This window comes from Vibrio sp. THAF64 (assembly GCF_009363455.1).
GTDB classification, from domain to species: Bacteria; Pseudomonadota; Gammaproteobacteria; order Enterobacterales; family Vibrionaceae; genus Vibrio; species Vibrio coralliilyticus.
Map to the genome: position 1 here is coordinate 3,347,158 of NZ_CP045355.1, position 22,252 is coordinate 3,369,409.

At 46.9% G+C, this 22,252-nt stretch carries 24 protein-coding genes; 7 read left to right on the forward strand and 17 right to left on the reverse strand.

The annotated features are described in order from the left end of the window. Window positions 1-104: 104 nt before the first annotated feature. Genes ftsX through ftsY form a run of 3 tightly spaced genes read right to left on the reverse strand, consistent with a single transcriptional unit; the run spans window position 105 to window position 2,988 of the window. Window positions 105-1,073 (reverse strand): permease-like cell division protein FtsX, encoded by a 969-nt coding sequence (gene ftsX / locus FIU99_RS15635; RefSeq protein WP_064489040.1) that lies wholly within the window; start codon window positions 1,071-1,073, stop codon window positions 105-107. Further along, window positions 1,063-1,737, reverse strand: a complete 675-nt coding sequence (ftsE, locus tag FIU99_RS15640) for a cell division ATP-binding protein FtsE (protein ID WP_006957305.1) — start codon at window positions 1,735-1,737, stop codon at window positions 1,063-1,065. Before ftsE ends, ftsX begins: the two co-directional genes overlap by 11 nt. 27 nt (window positions 1,738-1,764) lie before the next feature. Continuing rightward, window positions 1,765-2,988, reverse strand: a complete 1,224-nt coding sequence (gene ftsY / locus FIU99_RS15645; RefSeq protein ID WP_152472366.1) for a signal recognition particle-docking protein FtsY — start codon at window positions 2,986-2,988, stop codon at window positions 1,765-1,767. A gap of 209 nt (window positions 2,989-3,197) precedes the next feature. Here ftsY and rsmD point away from each other — a divergent pair, with 209 nt between their 5' ends. Both rsmD and FIU99_RS15655 read left to right on the forward strand, forming a co-directional pair. Next, a complete protein-coding gene (gene rsmD / locus FIU99_RS15650) occupies window positions 3,198-3,797 on the forward strand; it encodes a 16S rRNA (guanine(966)-N(2))-methyltransferase RsmD (RefSeq protein ID WP_152472367.1) in 600 nt (199 codons plus the stop codon). A gap of 12 nt (window positions 3,798-3,809) precedes the next feature. Continuing rightward, window positions 3,810-4,076: a DUF1145 domain-containing protein gene (locus FIU99_RS15655; RefSeq protein ID WP_006957308.1), complete on the forward strand. Its 267-nt coding sequence runs from the start codon at window positions 3,810-3,812 to the stop codon at window positions 4,074-4,076. A gap of 56 nt (window positions 4,077-4,132) precedes the next feature. Here FIU99_RS15655 and FIU99_RS15660 read toward each other — a convergent pair whose 3' ends face one another. The 4 genes from FIU99_RS15660 to FIU99_RS15680 all read right to left on the reverse strand — a co-directional run bounded on the left by FIU99_RS15660 (window position 4,133) and on the right by FIU99_RS15680 (window position 7,049). Beyond that, window positions 4,133-4,717, reverse strand: coding sequence for a YhgN family NAAT transporter (locus FIU99_RS15660; protein ID WP_006957309.1), 585 nt, complete (start codon window positions 4,715-4,717; stop codon window positions 4,133-4,135). A 100-nt stretch (window positions 4,718-4,817) separates the two neighbouring features. Next, complete coding sequence (locus FIU99_RS15665) at window positions 4,818-5,054, reverse strand: YecH family metal-binding protein (RefSeq protein WP_099609442.1); 237 nt, start codon at window positions 5,052-5,054, stop codon at window positions 4,818-4,820. A 64-nt stretch (window positions 5,055-5,118) separates the two neighbouring features. Beyond that, entirely contained in the window at window positions 5,119-5,742 is a 624-nt protein-coding gene (locus tag FIU99_RS15670; RefSeq protein WP_045987148.1) for a lysoplasmalogenase, read from the reverse strand. A gap of 941 nt (window positions 5,743-6,683) precedes the next feature. Continuing rightward, on the reverse strand, window positions 6,684-7,049 hold the full coding sequence (locus FIU99_RS15680) for a hypothetical protein (RefSeq protein ID WP_019274057.1): 366 nt from the start codon (window positions 7,047-7,049) through the stop codon (window positions 6,684-6,686). 308 nt (window positions 7,050-7,357) lie between these two features. Here FIU99_RS15680 and FIU99_RS15685 point away from each other — a divergent pair, with 308 nt between their 5' ends. Then, on the forward strand, window positions 7,358-7,687 hold the full coding sequence (locus FIU99_RS15685; RefSeq protein ID WP_019274056.1) for a DUF2500 domain-containing protein: 330 nt from the start codon (window positions 7,358-7,360) through the stop codon (window positions 7,685-7,687). Between the two features lies 1 nt (window position 7,688). On the opposite strand, the gene FIU99_RS15690 is transcribed toward FIU99_RS15685, so the two are convergent. The 8 genes from FIU99_RS15690 to rhtB form a co-directional block, all read right to left on the reverse strand. Continuing rightward, window positions 7,689-8,666 carry an amidohydrolase family protein gene (locus FIU99_RS15690; RefSeq protein ID WP_152472368.1) on the reverse strand — a complete coding sequence of 326 codons (978 nt, stop codon included), beginning with the start codon at window positions 8,664-8,666 and terminating at the stop codon, window positions 7,689-7,691. A gap of 182 nt (window positions 8,667-8,848) precedes the next feature. After that, a complete protein-coding gene (locus FIU99_RS15695; RefSeq protein ID WP_039951134.1) occupies window positions 8,849-9,862 on the reverse strand; it encodes an acyltransferase in 1,014 nt (337 codons plus the stop codon). Between the two features lie 100 nt (window positions 9,863-9,962). After that, a complete protein-coding gene (arsJ, locus tag FIU99_RS15700) occupies window positions 9,963-11,183 on the reverse strand; it encodes an organoarsenical effux MFS transporter ArsJ (RefSeq protein WP_006957317.1) in 1,221 nt (406 codons plus the stop codon). A 74-nt stretch (window positions 11,184-11,257) separates the two neighbouring features. Further along, window positions 11,258-11,749, reverse strand: coding sequence for a cyclin-dependent kinase inhibitor 3 family protein (locus tag FIU99_RS15705; protein ID WP_152472369.1), 492 nt, complete (start codon window positions 11,747-11,749; stop codon window positions 11,258-11,260). 12 nt (window positions 11,750-11,761) lie between these two features. After that, the gene (locus tag FIU99_RS15710) at window positions 11,762-12,763 is read right to left on the reverse strand and encodes an ArsJ-associated glyceraldehyde-3-phosphate dehydrogenase (protein ID WP_039951120.1); all 1,002 of its coding nucleotides are present in this window, start codon (window positions 12,761-12,763) and stop codon (window positions 11,762-11,764) included. A 23-nt stretch (window positions 12,764-12,786) separates the two neighbouring features. Continuing rightward, window positions 12,787-13,128, reverse strand: coding sequence for a metalloregulator ArsR/SmtB family transcription factor (locus FIU99_RS15715; protein ID WP_019274050.1), 342 nt, complete (start codon window positions 13,126-13,128; stop codon window positions 12,787-12,789). 107 nt (window positions 13,129-13,235) lie between these two features. Next, window positions 13,236-14,462, reverse strand: a complete 1,227-nt coding sequence (locus tag FIU99_RS15720) for an EAL and HDOD domain-containing protein (RefSeq protein ID WP_006957321.1) — start codon at window positions 14,460-14,462, stop codon at window positions 13,236-13,238. Window positions 14,463-14,485: 23 nt separating this feature from the next. Continuing rightward, window positions 14,486-15,103: a homoserine/homoserine lactone efflux protein gene (gene rhtB, locus FIU99_RS15725; protein WP_006957322.1), complete on the reverse strand. Its 618-nt coding sequence runs from the start codon at window positions 15,101-15,103 to the stop codon at window positions 14,486-14,488. 85 nt (window positions 15,104-15,188) lie between these two features. On the opposite strand from rhtB, the gene FIU99_RS15730 reads away from it, so the two are divergent. Continuing rightward, on the forward strand, window positions 15,189-16,178 hold the full coding sequence (locus FIU99_RS15730; RefSeq protein ID WP_006957323.1) for an alpha/beta fold hydrolase: 990 nt from the start codon (window positions 15,189-15,191) through the stop codon (window positions 16,176-16,178). A 114-nt stretch (window positions 16,179-16,292) separates the two neighbouring features. Beyond that, window positions 16,293-17,120 carry a Cof-type HAD-IIB family hydrolase gene (locus tag FIU99_RS15735; protein WP_006957324.1) on the forward strand — a complete coding sequence of 276 codons (828 nt, stop codon included), beginning with the start codon at window positions 16,293-16,295 and terminating at the stop codon, window positions 17,118-17,120. A gap of 24 nt (window positions 17,121-17,144) precedes the next feature. Here FIU99_RS15735 and FIU99_RS15740 read toward each other — a convergent pair whose 3' ends face one another. Then, the gene (locus FIU99_RS15740) at window positions 17,145-17,615 is read right to left on the reverse strand and encodes an EVE domain-containing protein (RefSeq protein WP_019274046.1); all 471 of its coding nucleotides are present in this window, start codon (window positions 17,613-17,615) and stop codon (window positions 17,145-17,147) included. A 38-nt stretch (window positions 17,616-17,653) separates the two neighbouring features. Here FIU99_RS15740 and FIU99_RS15745 point away from each other — a divergent pair, with 38 nt between their 5' ends. Continuing rightward, window positions 17,654-19,174, forward strand: a complete 1,521-nt coding sequence (locus tag FIU99_RS15745; RefSeq protein ID WP_152472370.1) for a COG3650 family protein — start codon at window positions 17,654-17,656, stop codon at window positions 19,172-19,174. Window position 19,175: 1 nt separating this feature from the next. Then, entirely contained in the window at window positions 19,176-19,775 is a 600-nt protein-coding gene (locus tag FIU99_RS15750; RefSeq protein ID WP_006957327.1) for a tRNA-uridine aminocarboxypropyltransferase, read from the forward strand. Here FIU99_RS15750 and FIU99_RS15755 read toward each other — a convergent pair. After that, window positions 19,767-22,241, reverse strand: coding sequence for an EAL domain-containing protein (locus FIU99_RS15755; RefSeq protein ID WP_152472371.1), 2,475 nt, complete (start codon window positions 22,239-22,241; stop codon window positions 19,767-19,769). The two genes, FIU99_RS15750 and FIU99_RS15755, sit on opposite strands and share 9 nt — an antisense overlap. Window positions 22,242-22,252: the final 11 nt, after the last annotated feature.

Genomic DNA, 22,252 nt, shown 5'->3' on the forward strand with positions numbered 1-22,252 from the left:
AAGATTCAAGCGGGGGAAAGTTATTATGCATAAACCTTTCGTCTATACAAGTAAAAAAGTACACGGTAGCGTGTACTTTTTCAAATAATTAGGACAACAACTATTTATACAGGTTCAATTTCTTTCAAATGACGCTGCGCTGAAACTTTCGCTGCCAAGCATCCTAAGAAGGTGCCAAGCATCAATAATAACAAGCTTTCATCCCAGCTTAGTCCAATCAGGCGGAAACGACTATCGTACAGCAGAGCCAATTGCTCTACGCTGCTGTTCAGTACCACAGTGATAATCGCCGTCATGATCCAGGCAGTAAGTGCTCCCAACAGACCAAACCACATCCCTGAGTACAGGTACGGTCGGAGAATAAAGCTGTTGGTTGCCCCTATCAGCTTCATAGTCTGAATTTCTTCTTTATTGGCAAGGACATTGAAACGCAGGGTATTACCGACAATCAAAAATACCGAACCCAGCATCAAAACAGACAAGGTGATCACTATGCCCCCGACCAGATTCTTGATCGCATCAAGACGCGTCAGCCAATCTTCGTCAAGGCGAACATCCGTCACTTCTTCTTCACCCGCTAATGTTGCAGCCAACTGTTTGATCTTTGTTTTATCTTCAACGCTTGGCGTGACGATAAGCACACCGGGTAGCGCGTAGTCATCCAGCAAAGAAATCGCATGGTCAAATCCAGAGTACTGGCTCAGATCATCAAGACCTTGTTGTGGCGAGATATACTCAACCTTGGCCACTTCTTCCATACTTTCCAGTTGGTCTTTCAACACCATAATGCGAGCTTCTGGCGTTTGTTCTTGTATGTAGCCACTCACTTTCGATGGACTGGTTACATCGCTTGAAGCCGCTGCAAGATTTTTACCCAAAAGGTACAACGCCGCGGGCATGGCTAATGCCATCGAAATCACCGCCAACGTAAGAATGTTACCCAGAGGTCGAGACCACATCACAGCAAAAGACGCTCTGGCCTGCTTGAAATGAACGGTAAAGAAGCTGTCACGCTTTACACGGTTTTTCGGGCGTCCTTTAGCCGATTTTTTGTTGCGCACATTAGCAGCCATAATCTTCTACCTCACTCAGGAAACCTTGGTTCAGTTCAAGATGGCGATATTGTGGTCGTGTGTTGACCAGACCAATATCGTGCGTCGCCAGCAGAATGGTCACTCCAGCGCGGTTAAACTCTTCAAAAAGCTTAACGACTCGGTTGGATAGTTCGGGATCTAAGTTGCCCGTCGGTTCGTCCGCCAACAGCAAGGTTGGGCGATTAACCACTGCACGAGCAATACCGACGCGCTGCTGTTCACCGCCAGACAGCTGACTGGGTAAGCATTTGGCCTTATCCAGTAAATCCGTTTTATCCAGTGCTGCGGACACACGACGTTTAATCTCACTCTCAGAGATAGATTCGATACGCATCGGCAATGCGACGTTATCAAACACCGAGCGATCCATCAGTAAGCGATGGTCCTGAAAGACAATGCCGATGTTTCGACGCAAGAACGGGATGTCTTTATTGGGAATACGAGTGATATCGTGATCATTAAAGCTGATTTTTCCGTCCGTTGGGCGCTCAATGGCACAAATCAACTTGAGCAAAGTGCTTTTTCCAGCGCCGGAGTGGCCACCGAGAAAAGCCATTTCTCCGCGGCGTAGGTGGAAATCCACCTTTTGCAGCGCTTGTCTGCCTCCGCGATACGCTTTACTTACTTGCTGAAACTTTATCACTCGTCGTTCCTCTTACTGAGCTACTGATTAGTCTTCGCGGCTGAATAATGCGTCAATAAATTCCTGAGTTTCAAATGGGCGTAGATCATCAATGCCTTCACCCACACCAATATAGCGGATAGGAATCTGGAACTGATCGGCCAACGCAAAGATAACCCCACCTTTCGCGGTACCATCTAATTTGGTGAGGGTAATGCCGGTTAACGGTGCAACATCACTGAACAGTTTTGCCTGACTAATAGCATTCTGGCCCGTACCCGCATCCAATGTCAGCATGATTTCATGCGGTGCAGAGTCATCGACCTTCTTCATCACTCGAACGATCTTACGCAGCTCTTCCATCAGATTGGCTTTATTTTGTAGACGACCCGCAGTATCGGCAATCACCACATCAACACCTTTGGCTTTTGCAGACTCAATGGCGTCATAAATAACCGATGCACTGTCTGCGCCAGTATGCTGAGCCACTACAGGTACCTGGTTGCGCTCACCCCATACTTGAAGTTGCTCAACAGCCGCAGCGCGGAAGGTGTCACCTGCAGCCAGCATGACTTTTTTACCTTGTGATTGGAATTGCTTAGCCAGCTTACCGATTGTCGTCGTTTTACCGACGCCATTTACGCCAACCATCAGGATAACGTAAGGGGTTTTATTGGTATCAATTTCAAGCGGTTTTTCAACGGTTGAGAGAATGCCTGCCATCTCTTCTTTCAACAGACCATACAGTGCTTCGCCATCTTTCAATTCCTGACGTGAAGCTTTTTCTGTCAGGTTGTCGATGATTTTCACCGTGGTATCCATACCAACATCAGCGATCAGTAGCTGCTCTTCCAGCTCTTCAAACAGCTCATCATCAATTTGTTTGTCTTTAAACAAGCCAAAGAAGCCAGCGCCTATGTTTGCTTTGGTACGCGCTAAGCTACGCTTTAAGCGGGCAAAAAAGCTTTCAGTTGGCTTCTCTTGCTCAATCACACGAGGTTCTTGTGGCTGTTCTGCTTCTGCTTCTGCTTCTGCTTCTGCTTCTGCTTCTGCTTCTGCTTCTGCTTCTGCTTCTGCTTCTGCTTCTGCTTCTGCTTCTGCTTCTGCTAAGTCAGCCTGAAGCTCTGGCTGAACGTCGTCAACGGTTTGCGCTTGTTCTGCAACTTCTTCAACTATTTCCGATTGGGTTTCTTCAGCAGCTTGCTTGGCTTGTTGCTCCTCATCACCGAAGCCAAGCCAAGAAAGTAATCCGCGCTTCTTTTTTTCCGTCATCTGGGGATATCCTAGATTGTCTTAATTTACTCTGACACTTTTCGCCGGGTATTGTCCCGGTAAAGAAAAGAAAAATGACAACAGAGTGAAAAGTTTCCAGCGTAATAACGATGGTATACACTTTGTCATCAACAAAATTTGGGCTGTACTCAGGACGAACTCACTGAGCGACTGGGTATAGTATCACTTTATTAGCGGTCAAAAAATCTATGGTACGGCGTCGCCAGCAAAACACATCACAAAAAAAGCCTTCAACGGGCTTTGTTCGAATTATTAGCGGCTTATGGAGAGGAAGAAAACTGCCTGTTCATGATGCAGAAGGGCTACGCCCGACAACGGATCGCGTCAAAGAAACCCTTTTCAACTGGCTGGCTCAGGATGTGCCTCAGGCAAAATGCCTCGACTTGTTTGCCGGTTCTGGCGGATTGGGCTTTGAAGCGGCTTCGCGTCAGGCTGATAAGGTCACCATGATTGAGCTCAACCCGAATGCATTCAAGCAGTTAGAAAAAAACATTGCGGATCTTAATTCAGATAACCTCACCGCAATTAACAGCGATGCGTTGAGCTTTCTTCAACAAGCAGGTACTCCGCATCATGTGGTATTTATCGACCCACCATTTCGCAAAGGCTTGCTGGAACAAACCGTCACTTTGCTGGAAAGCAATGGCTGGTTGGCCAACGATGCCATGATTTACATTGAAACTGAGAAAGAACTTGCGTTGGAAGGCATTCCAACCAACTGGCATCTACACCGAGAAAAAACGGCAGGCCAAGTCAGTTACCGATTATTTGAAAGACAACAAGACTAAAAAGGAAGTCTCATGAAAGCTCTACTTTTTCTTGCCAAAGCCGCGATTGGCTTTGTGTGGTTCATCCTGATCCTGAACTTCTTTATGCCCTTTCCGGGCAAAGCGGCGATTGCGCTTTACATTATGACGGCCTTCCTGTTCATCATGCATGGTTTGCAATCAGCCATCTTTATCGGCGCGTTTGGTGACAAGATTAAGATGACCAGTTGGGAAAAATGGTCGATTCTGATTTTCGGCATCTTTGCCCTGCTCGATATTCGTCGCAAGTACATGATGTAAAACCCACACCATCCAATGTAAAACGCCGTTCATCTTGAGCGGCGTTTTTTTGTTTCTTAGCTTAGATAACTCTTCACTCCGTTGAGGAACATCTGAGTCGAAATCATTACTAGCAGCAGTCCCATCAGGCGCTCAATGGCTTTTAAGCCTCGTTCACCTAAGATACGGTGGAAGAAGTTATAGAACATTAAGATAAAGAAGGTCGCCCCCCACGCCAGCAGAACAGCGCCAGACAACTCAAGCAATTTGTCCGGGTGCTGGGTCGACAGAAGTAACAGTGCCGCAATCACCGATGGCCCCGCAATCATAGGAATAGCCATAGGGACAATAAACGGCTCTTCACCCGCCGCGAGGCCTGTGATGCTGCCCGCACTTGGGAAAATCATCTTAATCGCGATGATGAACAGGATAATACCGCCAGAAATACTCAGCGTTTCGGGCTCAACATGAAGGAAACTCAGAATCGCCTGACCTGCAAACAGGAACAGCATCAGGATAATCAGTGCGAAGCACAACTCACGCACCAGAACTTTGCGCCTGCGTTTTGGGTCAAGGTGCTTGAGAATCGATAGGACGATTGGAAGATTGCCAAGCGGATCCATGATAAGAAACAACATGGTTGCGGCAGAAAGAATTTCCATGAATGAGCCTCCAAAGCCAAAAAGTTCTCAGTGAACAGAGCGAAAAGTCGGCGAAGTATATCAACACCGTTTGACAATTTGGAGGCAAAAAGCAGAGTTTTTAATGGCTACAGACGCGTTCTAAGTTCAGCGCCCATTTTCCTTTCACATCAACGACCTTTTCTCGTTCAATAAAAAACGCCATCAAGGCATCCAAATCCAGCCCATCCAGTTTACAGGTATGGAACTTAGCATCATCGCCAAACTCAGCGCAGGCAACCTCTCGCAGTTCCTGCATTGTCATTGGTCGATCATGCAATAAGTTTAGAACGTTATGTGCGTGTATTTCGTTAGACATGATTTCCTCCACGAATAATTCAGTGAAGAGAGAATAGCCTGATGTTATTGAATAGATTTTGATTTCAGATAATCAAAGAGGCAGTAATCAAGGAATGCGCCAGCAGGTAACTGCCAGAAATCAGATAACGGCCATAGCGAATAGGGTGTTTGTAGTCATGCACCGCAAGCAAGCCTGCCGATAACGTCAGAGTCAGCGTTCCTAAAAAGCCCAGCACACTTTCCATTGTCCCGGTCAAAAGCCACACTTCACCCGCCGCCCAGTTTAGCTGCAGTAACATCATGCCCATTATCACCACTGGGAAGATAAGACGATCAATTTTGGGCAGCATTAGGAAGAACACCACAACGCCAATCGCCAACAGCATTGCAGGTAGCCACCAGACAATCTCACCCGAAAGCTGAAGCCAAAAAGAGGTGCTGTAACAAAGCTGGGCTCCGACAAATGCGGCAAAGCACAGCTTTTGTTGTCGTTTATAGATATAAAGACCGTCTGCCAGCATGGAGATCAATAAACCCAATGTGACCCACCAGGCCGATAGACCAACCAGACTATTCTGGCTCCACAGCATGACGACAAGCATGCCTAACGACAATGTTTTAAACACGACCGCTTGTTTGTTCTGGTTGCTTTCGTTAGCAGAAATACTAATAAATCCTGACAGCGCGACTGAAAGCCAGCTCCACATGGGTCCACCTCTTTTAAACTGAGTCGCCAGTGTAGGCAGGACGCTAAAGATGTCCAGAAATGGAAAGCAAAACTTGGATCTTGATTGGCTTCTGACAGAGTCACAAAGGCGTCGGTAAAGCGCTAGCTAAAGCACCTTCTCTTTCATCACAGGCTTTTACACCAACTAAATTTGGCGTAAACGCCGACTTTATCCAAATTCACCAGACCCAGCTAACCAAGATCCAAAAAAGCATAAAAACAAGAACACATAGTCACATCAAAATCATTAAAATCAACAAGTTAAACCCAAGCCAAGCTCATCATTAGCTCCCAAAACCAATAGAATGCAATCTTAGTCAGGTAAGCCGGCAGCCATTTTAATCAAAAACTAGGTAAAACAAACCAAAAAAAACCCAATAACCATCAATTTAGCTCAACACTGACACCAAGAGAGCAATCAATCAAACAAAATGACAATCTCTATAATTTAACAACAATTAAACACCATTAAAAGCATTAAAAAAACAATAAGTTAAGCACCAAATCAAACAACAAGAACAGTTTTCAATCAACTCAAAAACCATAGAAAGACAATCAAAAAACCATCCTAAACACTGCATTTTCGCACTTACACAGCGTTACTTTTAAAGCTTAGGAAAATAAAAACTTGATCAAAGTACAAAAATACTGCTATTCTAAATTACATAGAGTTAAGCATCGCTGAATAGGAGCAGGGTTATGATAACTTCTTCACAAAAACAAGGACTTGTAATGATCGCAGTTGTTGTTGGCCTAATGACACTGCCGATGATGTACTAAGCCATAGTTACAAAAGCAAAAAGGGACGCATTCGCGTCCCTTTTTGTTATGTCGCAGATTTTTCACACAAAACCCGCCTACAAATCCAACGGATTTCTAAGTTTGACTATTTTTTAAAAACAGTCTGTTTTAGACCTTTTATTACAAATGCTTAGACAAAATATCCCAATGGGCATAATAGAAAAGCAATGCCGCTAATGTAATCAGAGTCATCAAAGTAATCGCCGCTCGCCAGATAAAGCGACTACTGCGTGGCGTTAGCTCTTTTTCACATTCATCACACACAGAAAGAAAGTCACTACGACTTTCCAACTTGTAATCTTCTTCATGAACTATCTTATTGCGAATGGTCGCGATATAGCGCAACTTACCAATCACATCGTGCGGTAGCCGCTCCTCGCAGCTAGTGATCAACTGATGTAATCCCTTACCTTCAGCGTGATATTGCGTGCGAAGCAGCTTTTCAATTGTTCGTGTCCGTGTCACTACTTTTTCGATATCAGACATGGCTTCCCTCCATCGCTAGTAAGTTTAGGGGCAGAGACTGACCTCTTCCAGCCAGCACTATAAGTAAATAATATTCCGTCTCATTATCTACTATCTAGCCCCATTTTTACGGTCCTTTGCAAGTAAATTAATGTAAAGAAATCAATGACTAGCTTTATCAGCATACTGACAAAATCACCACTAACGTGTGATATGTCTCGAAGAATGATACAAAGGATAACAACAGAGGCTCACAGTTGTGTTCAAAGCCCCAACCTGAGTCCAAATTAGCACTAAAATAACCCATCGGCTTTTTGGGGAGAACAACAATGCCATTAACGTTATTCATTGCCATTATTGTGTTTGTGCTCGCCAGTGGCTGGGTATTTAGTCGACTTTATCGCAGACACATTCAGGGAGAAAATGCGCCTGAACAAACAGCGGACGTCACTGTTCTCGATAAACAGGCCATTGATGTTCATGACGCCCAACCAGGACAAGATGAGCAGGAATACTGGATTTACGTGCAGAAAGGTCGTCTAGGCCCTAAACGAGAGTTTCAGGTTGGAGTGCATTATTTCCATGCCTTAAATCCCGGAGACAAAGGCATGCTGACTTATCAAGGTGATAAGTTTCTTCACTTCGCGATGAAGCGCTAATCTAGCGCTTCACCATCTTGAGCATATTGTTTTTCGCCATGTTTTCGGCCACGTCATCCGGCAACGCGTCCAAAACTTCATCCCAACGAGATAACACTTCACCCGTAATTTTAAAACGGCCTACAACATCAGAGCCAATCATGAAACGATCGGGATACTCTTTAATCAACGCCACCCACTCTTTCTTCGATTCAGGGCTCGCCAGTATCACATCGCGCAAGCTCCAAGATGCCAAGATGTAGAGATTATCGTAATCATCCAGTAGCTCGCTGACTTCATCGATGAGAAACGACAGATTCTGACGTCGTAGCAGTGTCGAACTCGTCCCCGCGTGCGCCCAGATAAAGTTGGTTTTGCTGTTTTCTTCTAACGCCTCCACCAGCTCATGCTTGTACAACGGATGCGTTTCTCGCTCAGATGTGATGTTGGTATGCAGAATCACCGGCATGTTGTGCTTCGCAGCCACCTGATACACCTTCATCAAAGCAGGATGATTCGCTCTGGCCTGTTCGCCTAACGTCAGCGCAGACAAGCCATCATGACGGGTCAGAATCTCACCAATTCCTTTCCAGAAACCGGGGTCGCTTTCAATCATCTGTTCGACTTGTTCCGCTGCGAACATATCTGTGGGGTTAAAGCCGGTAATAAAAGGAAACAGTCGATCTTGATGCGGCGAGTCTTTCAACGCTCGGTAGAGAATCTCATCGGTACGTGAGTAGTAATAGACGGGCGAGTCATCGCCAAATTCATAACGCGGTGCGACAGGATCGTGAGCGTTCCACTTTTTCATAATCGGCAGGCCCATCACAAACGCATGTTCAATGTTGCTTTGATCCATCTTATGCACCAGGTATTTGATGCCATCGGTTCGCTGAAAAAAATCAACATAATGGATCTCGGCATCATTAAAACTGCCGTCATACCCGTTGGCGAATGGGGCTACTGACAACATTAAGCCCGCTAACCATTTTCTGTTCATATTCCCTTCCTGAACGAGTATTACCGTTCACCTCACTGCGATTAAGTATTCAATATAACAATTAACCTGATGATTCAGGCAGATTCATGCCATGTTTTAGACATAAACCGTTTTAATTTAATCAGTTACGGTTTTGGAAATATAAGCGAGCACCAATCAATGGCGGCTAGCTGACTGCAATACTAAGGCAACAACCAACGAGTACGTCGGGATTTAGACACCATCCAACTCATCACTAGCGCACCAGAACCGCTCAAGACAATCCACACAGGAATCACCCAAGCGGGGTGGCCTTGGTACCAGCCATACTCTTTCATTGGCCAGAGAAAGATCGGATGGAGAATGTAAATGCCAAGACTGTGTTGGCTAATGAAGCCGATCACTTTGTTGGCCTTATCAGGCAAGTTTTCACCAACATAACGACATAACATGAAAATCATGCTCGCAGCCAGTACCACATTGAGTGTCTTATACGACAGCCATCGCCCTACGGTATATTCTTGTGCTTCAACACTGTTGATGATGACCGCGTATCCCGTCATGACAAGTGCCGCCACACCCAAGACCGTGAACATGGCGACATAAGGCGAAGTCAGAGGCACTCTTTTATACAGCAAGTACCCTAGAGGTAAATAGCCGCTGTAAAGCCACATTTGATGACTCCAAGGCCCATCAATTCCGATTAAAAACAGTAAGGTCGTCACCAACCAAATCACTACATAGGAATACAACGAGCTATCACCATACTGCCTGATCACATATTGAAAAAACGGAATGACGAAATACAAAGGAATGAAGTAGTAGAAGAAGCCGAGATGATAATAAGTGGCGTGAGAAGCACTATTGGCAAGCACTTGCTTGGTTTCTTCAGGATTAAAACCGTTCAAGCTCCACCCCGAAAGATACGCATAGAACAGCGACCAAACAATAAACGGCACCAAGACTTTGCCTAATCGACGTTTGACATAGTATTTGGCATCAAATGGCCGGGTATCACTGAGCAATAGCGCACCAGTAATAAGAGTGAACACGGGCACCGCCCAACGTATCGCACTGTTTAAACCAATCGCGGTAGACCACTCTGAGAAGGGGATGCTACCGAGTTCCTGACGATAAGGGGCAAGAACATGAATCGCAATAACTGCCACAGCAGCGACGCATCGCAACAAGTCAAAAAACAGCACTCTATCTCTCATACCGCTACCTTTGTTCAACACTGGTTGAGCAAAGGTAGCAATAAAAAAGTTGACCAAGGTGTAACCTTGGTCAACTTTTAGTCATAGAATTGTTCTTAATTTAAGCAGTTGCGGGATTACTCACCTTAGGCAGCTTGATGGAAATCAGGGTAGTCAGCGCAAGAAATGCAAAGGAAACCCATAGACACGCAGCCAAACCTGCAACCTGAAATATCCAACCTGACAACACTGTACCAATTAAGCGCCCCATGGCATTCGCCATATAGTAGAAGCCGACATCCAGTGATACGCCATCCCCTTTGGCATAGCTGACGATTAAATAGGAATGCAGGGACGAATTCACCGCAAACACCGCGCCAAAAATCAAGAGTCCAACTACGATAACCAACTGAGGTTGCCAGCCAATTTGCACTGCGTAAGCAATTCCCGCAGTGATCACTGCCAACAAGCCAGCCCACATCAGTGCTGCACTGCCGTCAGGGACTTTACCTTGTGCTTTACCAGTGATCTTAGGGGCAAAGCCTTGGACAAAACCATAAGCAATCACCCAAGTTGCTAAGAAACCGCCAACCCAAAGATGATCCCAGCCAAACACACTGCCCAGATAGATAGGTAGAGCGACAACAAACCAAACATCTCGTGCCCCAAACAGGAACATACGTGCTGCAGACAAGATATTGATTGAACTCGACTTAGAAAAGATTTGGCTGAATTTAGGCTTGTTTTTAGCTTTACCCAAATCACTTTCAAGACCGATTAAGCTGCCGATAAGAACCAGTGTTAACACACCCGCCATCAGCAACACCGCGTACTTAAAGCCAATCAGAGACAGCAATAACCCCCCAATGAAGAAACCAACACCTTTTAGGGCATTTTTCGACCCCGTCAGAATCGCGACCCACTTATACAAGGCACCTTGCTGCTCATCAGGCACCAGTGCCTTAATGGAACTTTTGGCACTCATCTTGTTGAGGTCTTTGGCAATACCAGACAACGCCTGAGCCAGCATCACCCAAGGTATGGTCAGCCAGATATTGGGAACTGCGAGCATCGCCAGTGCCACTATCTGCATCGCCAGCCCTAGGTTCATGGTTTTGTTTAAGCCAAGCCTAGCTCCAAGCCAACCACCAATCAGGTTGGTTACCACGCCAAAGAACTCGTAGAACAAGAACAAGGATGCGATTTCTAACGTGCTGTAGCCCAGATCATGGAAATACAGCACCACCAGCATTCTCAATGCGCCGTCAGTAATGGTGAAGTTCCAGTAATTGAACGTCACCAGCATATATTGACGTACACTCTTACTCAGATTTGCGATCATAGAGTACCCAATTTTCTCTTATGTACAGCGATGAGAGCTTTTGGACACCTATGATCCAAAAGCTCCTCAAGGGATTATTTCGCCGTGACTGCGTTGATGTAATCGACCTGAACAGGTTTGGTAAAGGCACCCGGACGTAGCGCCTGCACCTCTTTGACAATGTCGCTCAACGGCCACTGTTTTTCTAACAGCAGATGTGCGGCCAACAGGCCCGTACGACCTGACCCGCCCATGCAATGCATCGCCACTTTACCGCCATTATCGACAACCTGATGCAGAGCAGAGCTGGCTTGCTGCCATTTCACGCCAAAGTCATCACCCGGTGCGCAGTCATCTTCAATTTCAATCTGAAACCACTGCATGCCTAGTTTCTCTGTCACTTCACCAAGCTGAGCAACGCCTTTGTTCTCTAATTCTATGTTATCCAGCGCCGTCACTATCGCTTCAACACCTTGCTCTTTTAGCTGCACAAGCGAAGCTTCCAGATCAACACCTTTAGTACCCGGGCAAGGAGTAAGTACTAACGCACCTTGCTCAAGGTCCAATTGCCAAGTCGGATGTGTCATCACAATTACTCCTTATGCCAAACCCACTTTACGTACCAACTCAGCAGTACGCGTCGCGTAGCCCATTTCGTTGTCGTACCAAGCGTAGATCTTCACCATGCGGCTACCTACCACCATAGTCGATTGAGCATCAACGATGGTTGAACGTTGGTCGCCTTTGTAATCAATCGATACCAGCGGACGCTCTTCAAAACCAAGGATACCGTTCAGCTCACCTTGTGATGCTTCTTTTAGCAACGCATTCACTTCTTCCACCGTAGTATCACGTTTCACATCAAAGATGATGTCTGTGAGTGACGCGTTGGCCAGAGGAACGCGCACCGCGTGGCCGTTAATCTTGCCTTTCAGATCCGGGAAGATTTCGACAATCGCTGTTGCGCTGCCGGTCGTTGTCGGGATAAGGCTCATGCCGCAAGCACGGGCACGGCGCAAATCTTTATGTGGCGCATCAAGAATAGTTTGCGTGTTGGTCAGGTCATGGATAGTGGTAAAAGAAGACTGTGCGATACCTAACTTCTCATGAATCACTTTAACCACTGGCGCAATACAGTTAGTCGTACAAGACGCTGCAGTAACAATCTGATGTGCTGCTGGGTCAAAGATATGATCATTCACACCCACCACTATGTTCGCCACGCCTTCCTCTTTAACTGGCGCAGAAACCACGACTCGTTTCACACCTTGAGCTAGGTACTTGTTAAGAATCGAGGTTTTACGGTGCTTACCCGTCGCTTCGATCACAACATCACAGCCAGACCAGTCGATGGCATCAATGTCTTTCTCTTGCGTCGTTTTGATAACCTGACCGTTAATCAGAATTTGATCGCCTTCCGCTTTGACTTCGTGATCCCAGCGTCCTTGAACTGAATCAAACTCCAGCAGGTGTGCGAGTGTTGCTGCATCGCCCGCCACATCATTGATCTGCACAAACTCCAGTTCTTCCCAATCAAACGCCGTACGCAGAGCCAAACGTCCAATACGACCAAAACCGTTAATTCCGACTTTAATTGTCATCTTTCTATCTCTCTTATTTCAAATTACTGGCAGCAAACAGGACGAGCCTGAATGGCATGAAGTCTTTCTATATCTTGTTGGTACTCTGTTTTCAGGCAGTTTGACGCGACAAGATCATCAATCAGTTTTTTCATCCAACCCGGCAATTCCGCCGACAAACGATAAAACACCCATTGCCCTTGGCGGACGTCAACCAGCACACCACTCGAGCGCAGCTGAGCCAGATGACGCGAAATTTTCGGCTGGCTTTCCTGCAGCGCTTCAGTCAATTCACCCACTGACAAACACTCTTCACGTTCAATCAGCATCAGGCAACGAACTCTTGTTTCGTCAGATAGCAATTTAAAAAACTGATGTGGCAACATTTAAATATACTCATATATGGATATGCGTATATATTTATTTAAACCGAACTGAAGATCAATACCCTATCGGTACTGTCATAAAAGATTCACAAATGAGGAAAGCCGCCTTACACCAGGCGGTTGATGTCCTGACTCCAGCGCTGCGCTTCAGAAATGCGCGGCATAACGTCATCTACGGATAGGTTCAACTGACGACACGCGTCCTGCATGCCCTGCCAGTCGGCCCGTTCATAGCACTCTTCCAATCCAAGCAAGATGCCATAAGGGCCCTGGCGCTCAAGTAATGCGACCTTAATCGCCTGATTGAGTGGCAACTGCTTTACCAGCTCTTCAAGCGAGAGATCCAGTAACGCATCCAAAGTTGAGAACAAGCCGATAAGAAAGGCCTGTTCACGGAACTGGCTGAATGGATTTTCGTTCGCCATCAACTGACAAAACTGAGCGCGTTGCAACGAAAGGTTGTACAGCTCTTTGGGCTTCTTAGCAGAAATAAAAGACGCCACGGCCAGTGAAACGAAGATACGCAGTTTGTCTTCACCAAGATAAACCAACGCCTGCCTAAACGAGGATATGGTAACTTCGAGCCTCTCCGACATGGTGTTTACAAAGCGGAGCAATTTGTATGACAGCGCAACGTCTTTGGCCACTATGGCTTCAACCTTCTCGAAGTCGACATTGGTCTGACATACTTCACGAAGCAACTCCATCGCAATCACCTGTTCAGGGCTAATGTACTGCTGACGAATCACTTCGGGCTTACTGAAAAAGAAGCCTTGGAAGAACGAAAAACCCGCCGAACGCGCAGTTAAGAATTCTTCTTCGGTTTCAACTCGTTCAGCAAGAAACTTACGTCGGATCCCACGTGACTTCCGCTCTTGAACAAACTCGCACGCCGCGTCGAGCCCCATAGCCATAATATCGAGCTTGATGATCTGAACAAATGGTAAGAAGCGTTCCCACTCAGGGCTATAAACAAAGTCATCTAGTGCAATCAGGTAACCTGCTGCATTGAGCTCTTTTATCGCTTCATATAGCTCGTCCGTCGGTGGACAAGTTTCCAGTACTTCAATGACTATCTGCTCTCTGGGCAGCGACAGAGGTAAGCGACGAATAAGGCTTTTATACGGAAAGTTAATGAAGCTGCGCGATTGTGCAAAAGCAGGATTAGTGCCCAGAGACAGGAAGTTCTCGACAATTAAACGATACGTTGCACGGTTGGAATCGACATGAGCTGGGTATGCATTGTTTTCTCCGTCACGGAACAATAATTCATACCCGAGCGTTTGTCTTTTGGCGTTAAAAATGGGCTGGCGAGCCACATAGGTATCGCGCATTGACTGCTACACCTTGAAATTACTTAAGCTTTGGCAGCCGCTAATAATGCCCCACAACCGACAAACATGGAACCAAATACCTTGTTGATCTTACTCATAATCTTATCAGAACGGATAAAACGCCCCATTTGTGCCGCCAAAGAGGTGTAACCCAGCATAACAATCGAGTCGATCACGACGGTTGTCACCCCTAATACCGCCAATTGCGTCAGCTGATCTTTGGCAGGGTCAATGAATTGCGGAAACAGCGCGACCAAAAATACGATGGATTTTGGGTTGGTCAGATTGATCAGCACAGCATTGCTCATCAGTTTAGTACCGGATAACGCTTCACCTTGAGTGTGAGTCGCCAAACCAGACTTATCGCGCCATTTCTGAATACCTAACCACACTAAGTAAGCCGCACCGACCCATTTAATCACGGTAAATGCAGTTGCTGACTGAGCAACCAAGGCGCCAATGCCGGCACCGACTAAGATAATGTGTAACGTCAGCCCAATTTGCAGCCCTGCGATCGCTGAGAGAGATTTACGTGTACCATAGCTCAGACCATTACTGATTGAGTTCACGGTTCCTGAACCTGGAGCGAGGCTGAATACAACAGCTGTAACTACGTAGGCTAACCAAACATGCATATCCATAGTGTTTTCCTCTCGACTAAACTTCCTTAGCCACACATAATTTAGACTTGTTTACTTGTCAGTGTTGATACTAGGCCCCGATATCATGAATGAATCGAGCACCAGCATTAATCCACCTTATACTCAAGAGTCGAATTTTGAGCAAGCAATCAATAACAATATTGCTCAATTGTGGCGCTCACGTGAGGAAGGCTTCTTTAAGTCATTTGATAAAACTCGGCTGTTCTGGGTGAAACTTACCTCTCCTGAGCACACTAAAGCGATCGTGGTGGTCAATGGCCGTATAGAGTGCACCTGGAAGTATCAGGAACTGTTCTATGATCTGTTCCAGCAAGGCTATGACATCTACTCCTTCGACCATCGAGGTCAGGGCCTGTCAGATCGGCTGATTGAAGACCAGCAAATGGGTTATGTCGAAGACTTCGAAGACTATGTGCAAGATTTACATGGTCTGATCCAACATTTTGACTTAAGTGGTTACGATAAACGTTACCTGCTCGGCCATTCAATGGGGGGCAATATCGCCACTCGTTACCTACAAAGCTATCCAGATCATTCATTTTCAGCCGTGTCACTCAGTGCACCGATGTTTGGCGTCAATCTGCCCTGGCATCTCAAACCAATCGCAATACCCCTTGGCCACATCATGACTGCGCTTGCGCCTAAGCCAACTTTTGCCCCCGGTCAGGCCCCCTATTACCCAAAACCATTTGAAGGTAATTTCCTTACTCAAAGCCAGATCCGCTATCACTGGTTTCGTGACCTCTATGAGCAGAGACCAGAGCTGAAAATTGGCGGAGCCAGCACACGCTGGGTGTGGCAGGGATTAATGGCAGCCAGAAAATGTCACCTGATGACGCGCCAGATAAAAGTCCCATTGTTACTCCTTCAGGCCAGCAGTGACCAGATCGTTTCCAATCAGGATCAGCTCAAATTCATCAAAAAACTGGCGAAAACCAACTATCAGTGCGCGTTAAAGATCATTTATAGCTCGCGCCATGAAGTGTTGTTTGAAAAAGACGAATATCGCGATCAAGCACTGGATGCCACACTGTCTTTCTTCAATCAGTATTGATAAAAATAGGAAATACTGGAGGGTAACTTTTACCCTCTTTTTCCCCTTTCTGTTCCAGTAGAATAGTCACTCTGCCCTTCCTGGGCTGTTCAACGCATTACGCACGAGGGTGATATGACAGACACACGCAAAGAGACTCCTTTCCAACTGGTTGCTTCCGATCTCGATGGTACTTTACTGGCGCCTAACCACCAGCTGAGTGACTTCTCTAAGCAAACGCTGAACGAGCTACACCAGAAGGGCTATACCTTTATCTTTGCGACTGGTCGTCACCACGTTGATGTTTCAGGTATTCGTCAACTGTCAGGCATCCCAGCTTACATGATCACCTCAAACGGTGCCCGTGTTCACGATCAAGATGACAACCTGATGTACAGCAACAATGTACCGCAAAATCTGGTTCAGCCGGTGATCGATGTGATCAGACAAGATCCTGAGATTTTCATCCATATGTATCAGAATGATAGTTGGCTGCTGGACAGAGACGACGACATGCTAGCGAAGTTCCACAGTGAATCCGGTTTCGCCTATCAACGCTTTGATGGCAATGCAGCGCCAACCGATGGAATAGCAAAAATCTTCTTTACCCATCCAGCTAAAGATCACGACCATCTGGTGAAGTTTGAACAACAATTGAATGACAAGTTTGGTGACCAGCTCAATGTGGCTTTCTCCACCCCTTGGTGTCTCGAAGTGATGGCGGCGGACGTATCGAAAGGAGAAGCTCTGAAGGTGGTGGCTGAGTCTCTCAATCTGACACTGGAAAACTGTATTGCTTTCGGTGATGGGATGAACGATGTCGAAATGCTGTCCATGGCGGGCAAAGGCTTGGTGATGGAGACTTCACATATCAAAGTGAAACAAGCCTTGCCAGATAATGAAGTGATAGGCAGCAACGCTGACGATGCGGTGGCACACTACCTACATACTCATTTGTTCTAATCTTCACTCTTTAAGAGAGACGCATTATCTTTGCGACGGTAATTTCTCTTTATCCAGTATCGCCTGCCATTCCTGCTCACTCACCGGCATAATTGACAGGCGATTGCCACGTTTCACCAAAGGCATGTTTTCCAGCTCAGGCATTGCTTTCATGACTGTTAGTGGAATCAGCCGCTCCGTCTTTCTGACGAATTCAATATCCACCATCACCCAGCGAGGGTTGTCCGGTGAAGATTTCGGGTCAAAATAGTCACTTTCAGGATCAAAGGCGAAATGATCGGGATAAGCCTCTTTGGTTACTTTCGCAATACCAGCGACTCCAACCTTCTTGCATGAAGAGTGGTAAATCAGCACCAAATCGCCCTCTTTGACCTCATCTCGCATCATATTGCGCGCCTGATAATTACGTACGCCTTCCCAGCAGGAAGTATTTTGTGTACGAAGTGTGTCAATAGAGAAAGTGTCCGGTTCTGTTTTGAATAACCAATATGCCATAATGACGTCCGAATGATTAAGTATGAGGAAGATATAGCATGAAGGCGTTAAGAAACCCAGTAGCAGTGACGACCTTACTGGCCCTTCAGGCCTGTTCCGGTTTTCAATCCGGTTCGGAGCCAGCACACACTCCACAGGCAACGCTGAATGATCCTTCCTCAGTCAAACCTCAAACTTTTGTCATGCGCGGTGAAGTCATCCTTGGTCACGAGGTACGCTCAATTGTGCCATGTGGCAGCCAGCAGCAATATTGGTTGGATCTACCTGAAGATAGATTCCAGCAAGGGATGAAGTTGGTACGTTCCCCTTATGCGCCGCTATACGGTGAGGTAATTGGCCACCTTGAGCCATCGGGCAAGGAAGGATTCGCTGCCGATTACGCCGCGCGCTTCGTGGTCGACAAGATCAACCTACTAACAGCGGAAAATACCCAACGCTGCGCACAGCCTGCTCAACCGACGAAAGCCTTTGGTAATGAACCATTCTGGTCAGTTCAATTTGCCGATAACGCCCTTAAGTTCAGCCAAATGGGCCAAGAAGCACAACAACTTGAACTGACCACGACAAAGATTGAAGCAGACCGTCGCCGCTACACATTCAGCAATGGTCAACTAGAGCTTAACCTGCGCAGTTGCAGTGATGGTATGAGTGATAGCCTTTATGGTTGGAGCTCAACACTTACAATCGGCGATAAAACCTATCGTGGCTGTGCGACGCTATCAAACCAGGACACGACCCAACGCTGGGCGGCGACTTATCAGGCTCAAGCAAGAAAAAATACTCCCTTTAGTGTTTCTCTAGTAATGAAACCAGATCATACAGCCAGCACCACTTACAGCTATCAGAATGGAGGATCGGATACGGTTGAAAAAGGTTTCTGGCAGCAACTGAATCCAAGTCAGGTACAAGTGGTTGGCACACACTTACAAGGCCAGCCTCTCACCTCCGAGCGACTGTATACCGAAAAAGACCATACCCTGACGGCCAAGCAGGAAAAAGTCGGTAGCGTGGTGTACGACATTGCTGAAGGCGGACTCACGCTTTACAAAGCGGGGAATACTCTCTCTTCTCAACAAACCATGGCAGACAGCAACAAAGTCCCGTCGAGTGCTGAGTTCAACCCACAGGTTGATCAAGCTCTGCGTGATTACTTCAAGGGAGAGAAGCAGGATCCTACTGGGACGCGCTATCGCTGGCTGACGTACGACCTTAATGGCGATGGCAACAAAGAATTGCTGGCTCAGCTCGACTGGTGCGGTTCTGGTGGTTGCACCTTGCTGATTTTCGACAATGTGGAGCAGAAATGGCAATTCAATAGCCGGATTACATTGGTGCAAACGCCTTTAAACTTGGGGACCCAATTTCATCAAAATTGGCGCGATCTGGTGATGTTTGTCAGCGGTGGCGGCGCAGTACCCAACCAGCACACTTTGCAATTTAACGGTACGCACTACCCCCTCAACCCAAGTGTCGCGCCCGTGGCAAACTACGATGAAATCAGCCCAGTTCAACTGTTTTCTGATGGCCTGACTCCTCATCAGGGAGGCGTCACGCTGTAAGATGCCAACTTCAAGCCCTTGCCCAAACTGCCTGCTGAAACACAACTGTGTTTGTGAGTACTTACCTAACATCAACGTGCCTGCACATCTGGCTATCTTGATGCACGAAAATGAGTATCAGCGGGAAACCAACACTGGGCAGTGGCTACTGAAAACGGTCCATCCTAGCAGTCGACATATCTGGCAACGCAAACAACCCTGCTCCGAACTGGCTCGACTAGTCAACCATGATGGTTATCAACCGCTGCTGCTGTTTCCTGGTGAAGATAGCCAGCCCATCAACCAGATGACTCAATACGCGGAGCAGAAAGCACACAAGCCTTTATTCATCATTCTTGACGGGACTTGGCAAGAAGCGAGGAAAATGCTGCGTAAAAGCCCTTGGCTGCAGGCACTTACCAAAGTGCACTTAGCGCCAGCTTCTACATCCAACTATCAGCTGAGGCGCAATCAAGATGAGGGCCATTTATGCACACTAGAGGTGGGGGCAGAAATCATCGGTTCTTTAGGCCAAGAATCACAAGCAGAGCATTTACGGCAGTTTCTCAGTCACTACATGAGAGCATTTCAGGCAGATAAAAGCGGGCACGCGCTAAAATAGCCGTGTTGGCTCCCCCAGATAGAAACCTTGTAAATAGTCAACCCCTAAATCTTCCGCAATCTCACACACCGCTTGGTTGTGAACAAATTCCGCGACCGTCTTCGCGTTGAGCACTTGGCAAAGTTTGACTAATTGCCCGGTGATCTGGCGCTGTTTCGGGTCCGTGTGTATGGTTTTGATCAAACTGCCATCGAGCTTGATGATGTCTGGCTCAAGGCGAATAATCTGATCGATATTGGAATAACCGCTACCAAAATCATCCACCAGCAGACGAACCCCCATCGCCTTAAAGTGTCCGCAGATCTCCGTCATCCTAGAAAAGTCTTTGATCTGCTCAGACTCCAGCACTTCCAGACCTAAGCGACTTGGATCATTAAGGCGCGCAATCGACTCTTCAAGCAAATAAAGCGTTTTATCACTGAGCATATCTTGCGGCGACAGGTTAATCGAAAAAGGCATAGCCTTGTCCGCCATATATTCCAACGTCGAACTCAACATAAAACGACTTAATCGGGTATACAGGTGCGTGTATTCAATGATGGGCAGAAAACGCCCCGGAGCGATAATTTCGCCTTCATCTTCAATGCGAACCAGACACTCCTGTGACACCATTTCATGAGAGTGAGCCGCGAAAATCGGCTGGCTGAAGGTCAGAATACGTTGATTTAATATCGCGCGGCTCACTGACCCCATCAAAGCCAAGCGCTCTTGTTGGGCTTCAATCCCTGTCGCGCAGTCTTTGGCATTGTATAAATGGGTGTTATGCGCCTTGCCTTTACGTCTCGCATCAATCGCACGCAGTAATAGTTCTTCCCCTTCAATATTGGGAAAGTCCTTCATGCTGGCTAGCCCGCCCGTGACCGACACCGACAGGTAATCCACCTCCGGTAGGCCATAAGGCTCAAAATTAATGTGTTCAATCTGATCGGCAAACAGTAGAAATTCTTGGCGAATACGCTCACTGCTCTCTTGCGAACTGAAAACCAAGGCCCATTCGGCAATACCGATGTAGTACAACTGACGAAGCGCTGCCTCACCACGATGTGTTTCAAGCTGAACGACAAACAGGTCCGTCAGATCGCGGATTAGCTCGTCCGCCACCTGATAGCCATATTTCTCGTTAACCTGATGGAAGTTAGACAGCTTCAAGGTGATCAGGTGCGTATTGGCATCAGCTCCTCTCACCTCCTCCTGCAATGCCGCCCGATTCTTCAGCCCCGTATGCTTATCGTAACGATAGCTCTCTATCAGTTTTTCCGTTTGGCGGGCAAGCTTTTCTTCAATCTGTTTACGTGTCTCATCCAACTCTTCGATTGAATGACGGATCAGATGAAACAAAGGTGAAATCGGGTACTCTTCCTGCAACTGATGTTGCAAAGGCTGGCGATCATTTTCACTCAACGCCACGTAAGTCATGCTGTGATGCAAAACTTCCTGCTGCTCATTGCGATACAACTCCCCCATGCAGTAGGAACCGATACAAGATTCGAAACGATCAAACGGCTTTATTTCACTGGTACCTTCAATGAACTCAAGGCGAGATTCGCAATTGTAGATAAACACCGCTTCTGGATTGTACTGCGCCAGTTGAGCGGTATTGTGCCTGACTTGCTCTAGAGTCACTGACGGGTGGTTGTAGCAAATTCGTACTTCATCTCCCACCTCTAAGGGACTGTCCAACTCCACCACGCCGCCGGGATGCAGCTCACTCGGCACGCAGATCTGCTGACGATTATCGCGTTGCAGTGGAAAGCTCAGCATTTGTTCCAGCGTCAGTGCTTTGCCATCAGCTAAACGCTGGCGAAACACATCATAAGCAGGTTCATGATTGAGCGATATCAGCTTATTGCCACTCACAGCGGTCACGCGCATTGGGCTGCCAATCGGGTTCCATTCAGCAAACGCACTGCGCCATACTGAGAGTGATTCACCATGTAAGGCGACGGCTATTGAAGAATCATGATGAATATCAGTGCCAAGCAGTAACCAAGCAGGCTGGCCGTCAACGCTGGCAGCCAGGCCACCACACACTGGCACATCAGCAATGGGATTAAGTGCCAAGTACAGGTTGTAGTCACGGCCGTTCGTCAACTGGGAAAAGCTGATAATGAGCTTACTCTGCTCATTGAGTTCTAGTTGCTCGATTAGAGAAGCCGCTTCGTTATCTGGGTGACCTTGCAGAGGGACATAGGCAGCACTCAATTGAGTGCAACAGAAGACCGATACCGCAATCAACGTACTGTGATGGTGAATATCTCCCTGATGGATAACATGACGGGTACTGTGACCAATGATTTTGGCCTCAGGTAAACGCTCTTCAATCAACTGAGCGTAACTGCGGATCTGGCGTTCATCTTGCGATGACAATAATTGAATCAAAACCGATTGCGATGCGTCATCAGACAAGGAACCAAGAAAGCGGGTGAGCTGTTGTTCATCTCTGATAAGAGCAGAATAGGTATGCATGCAATCGGCCT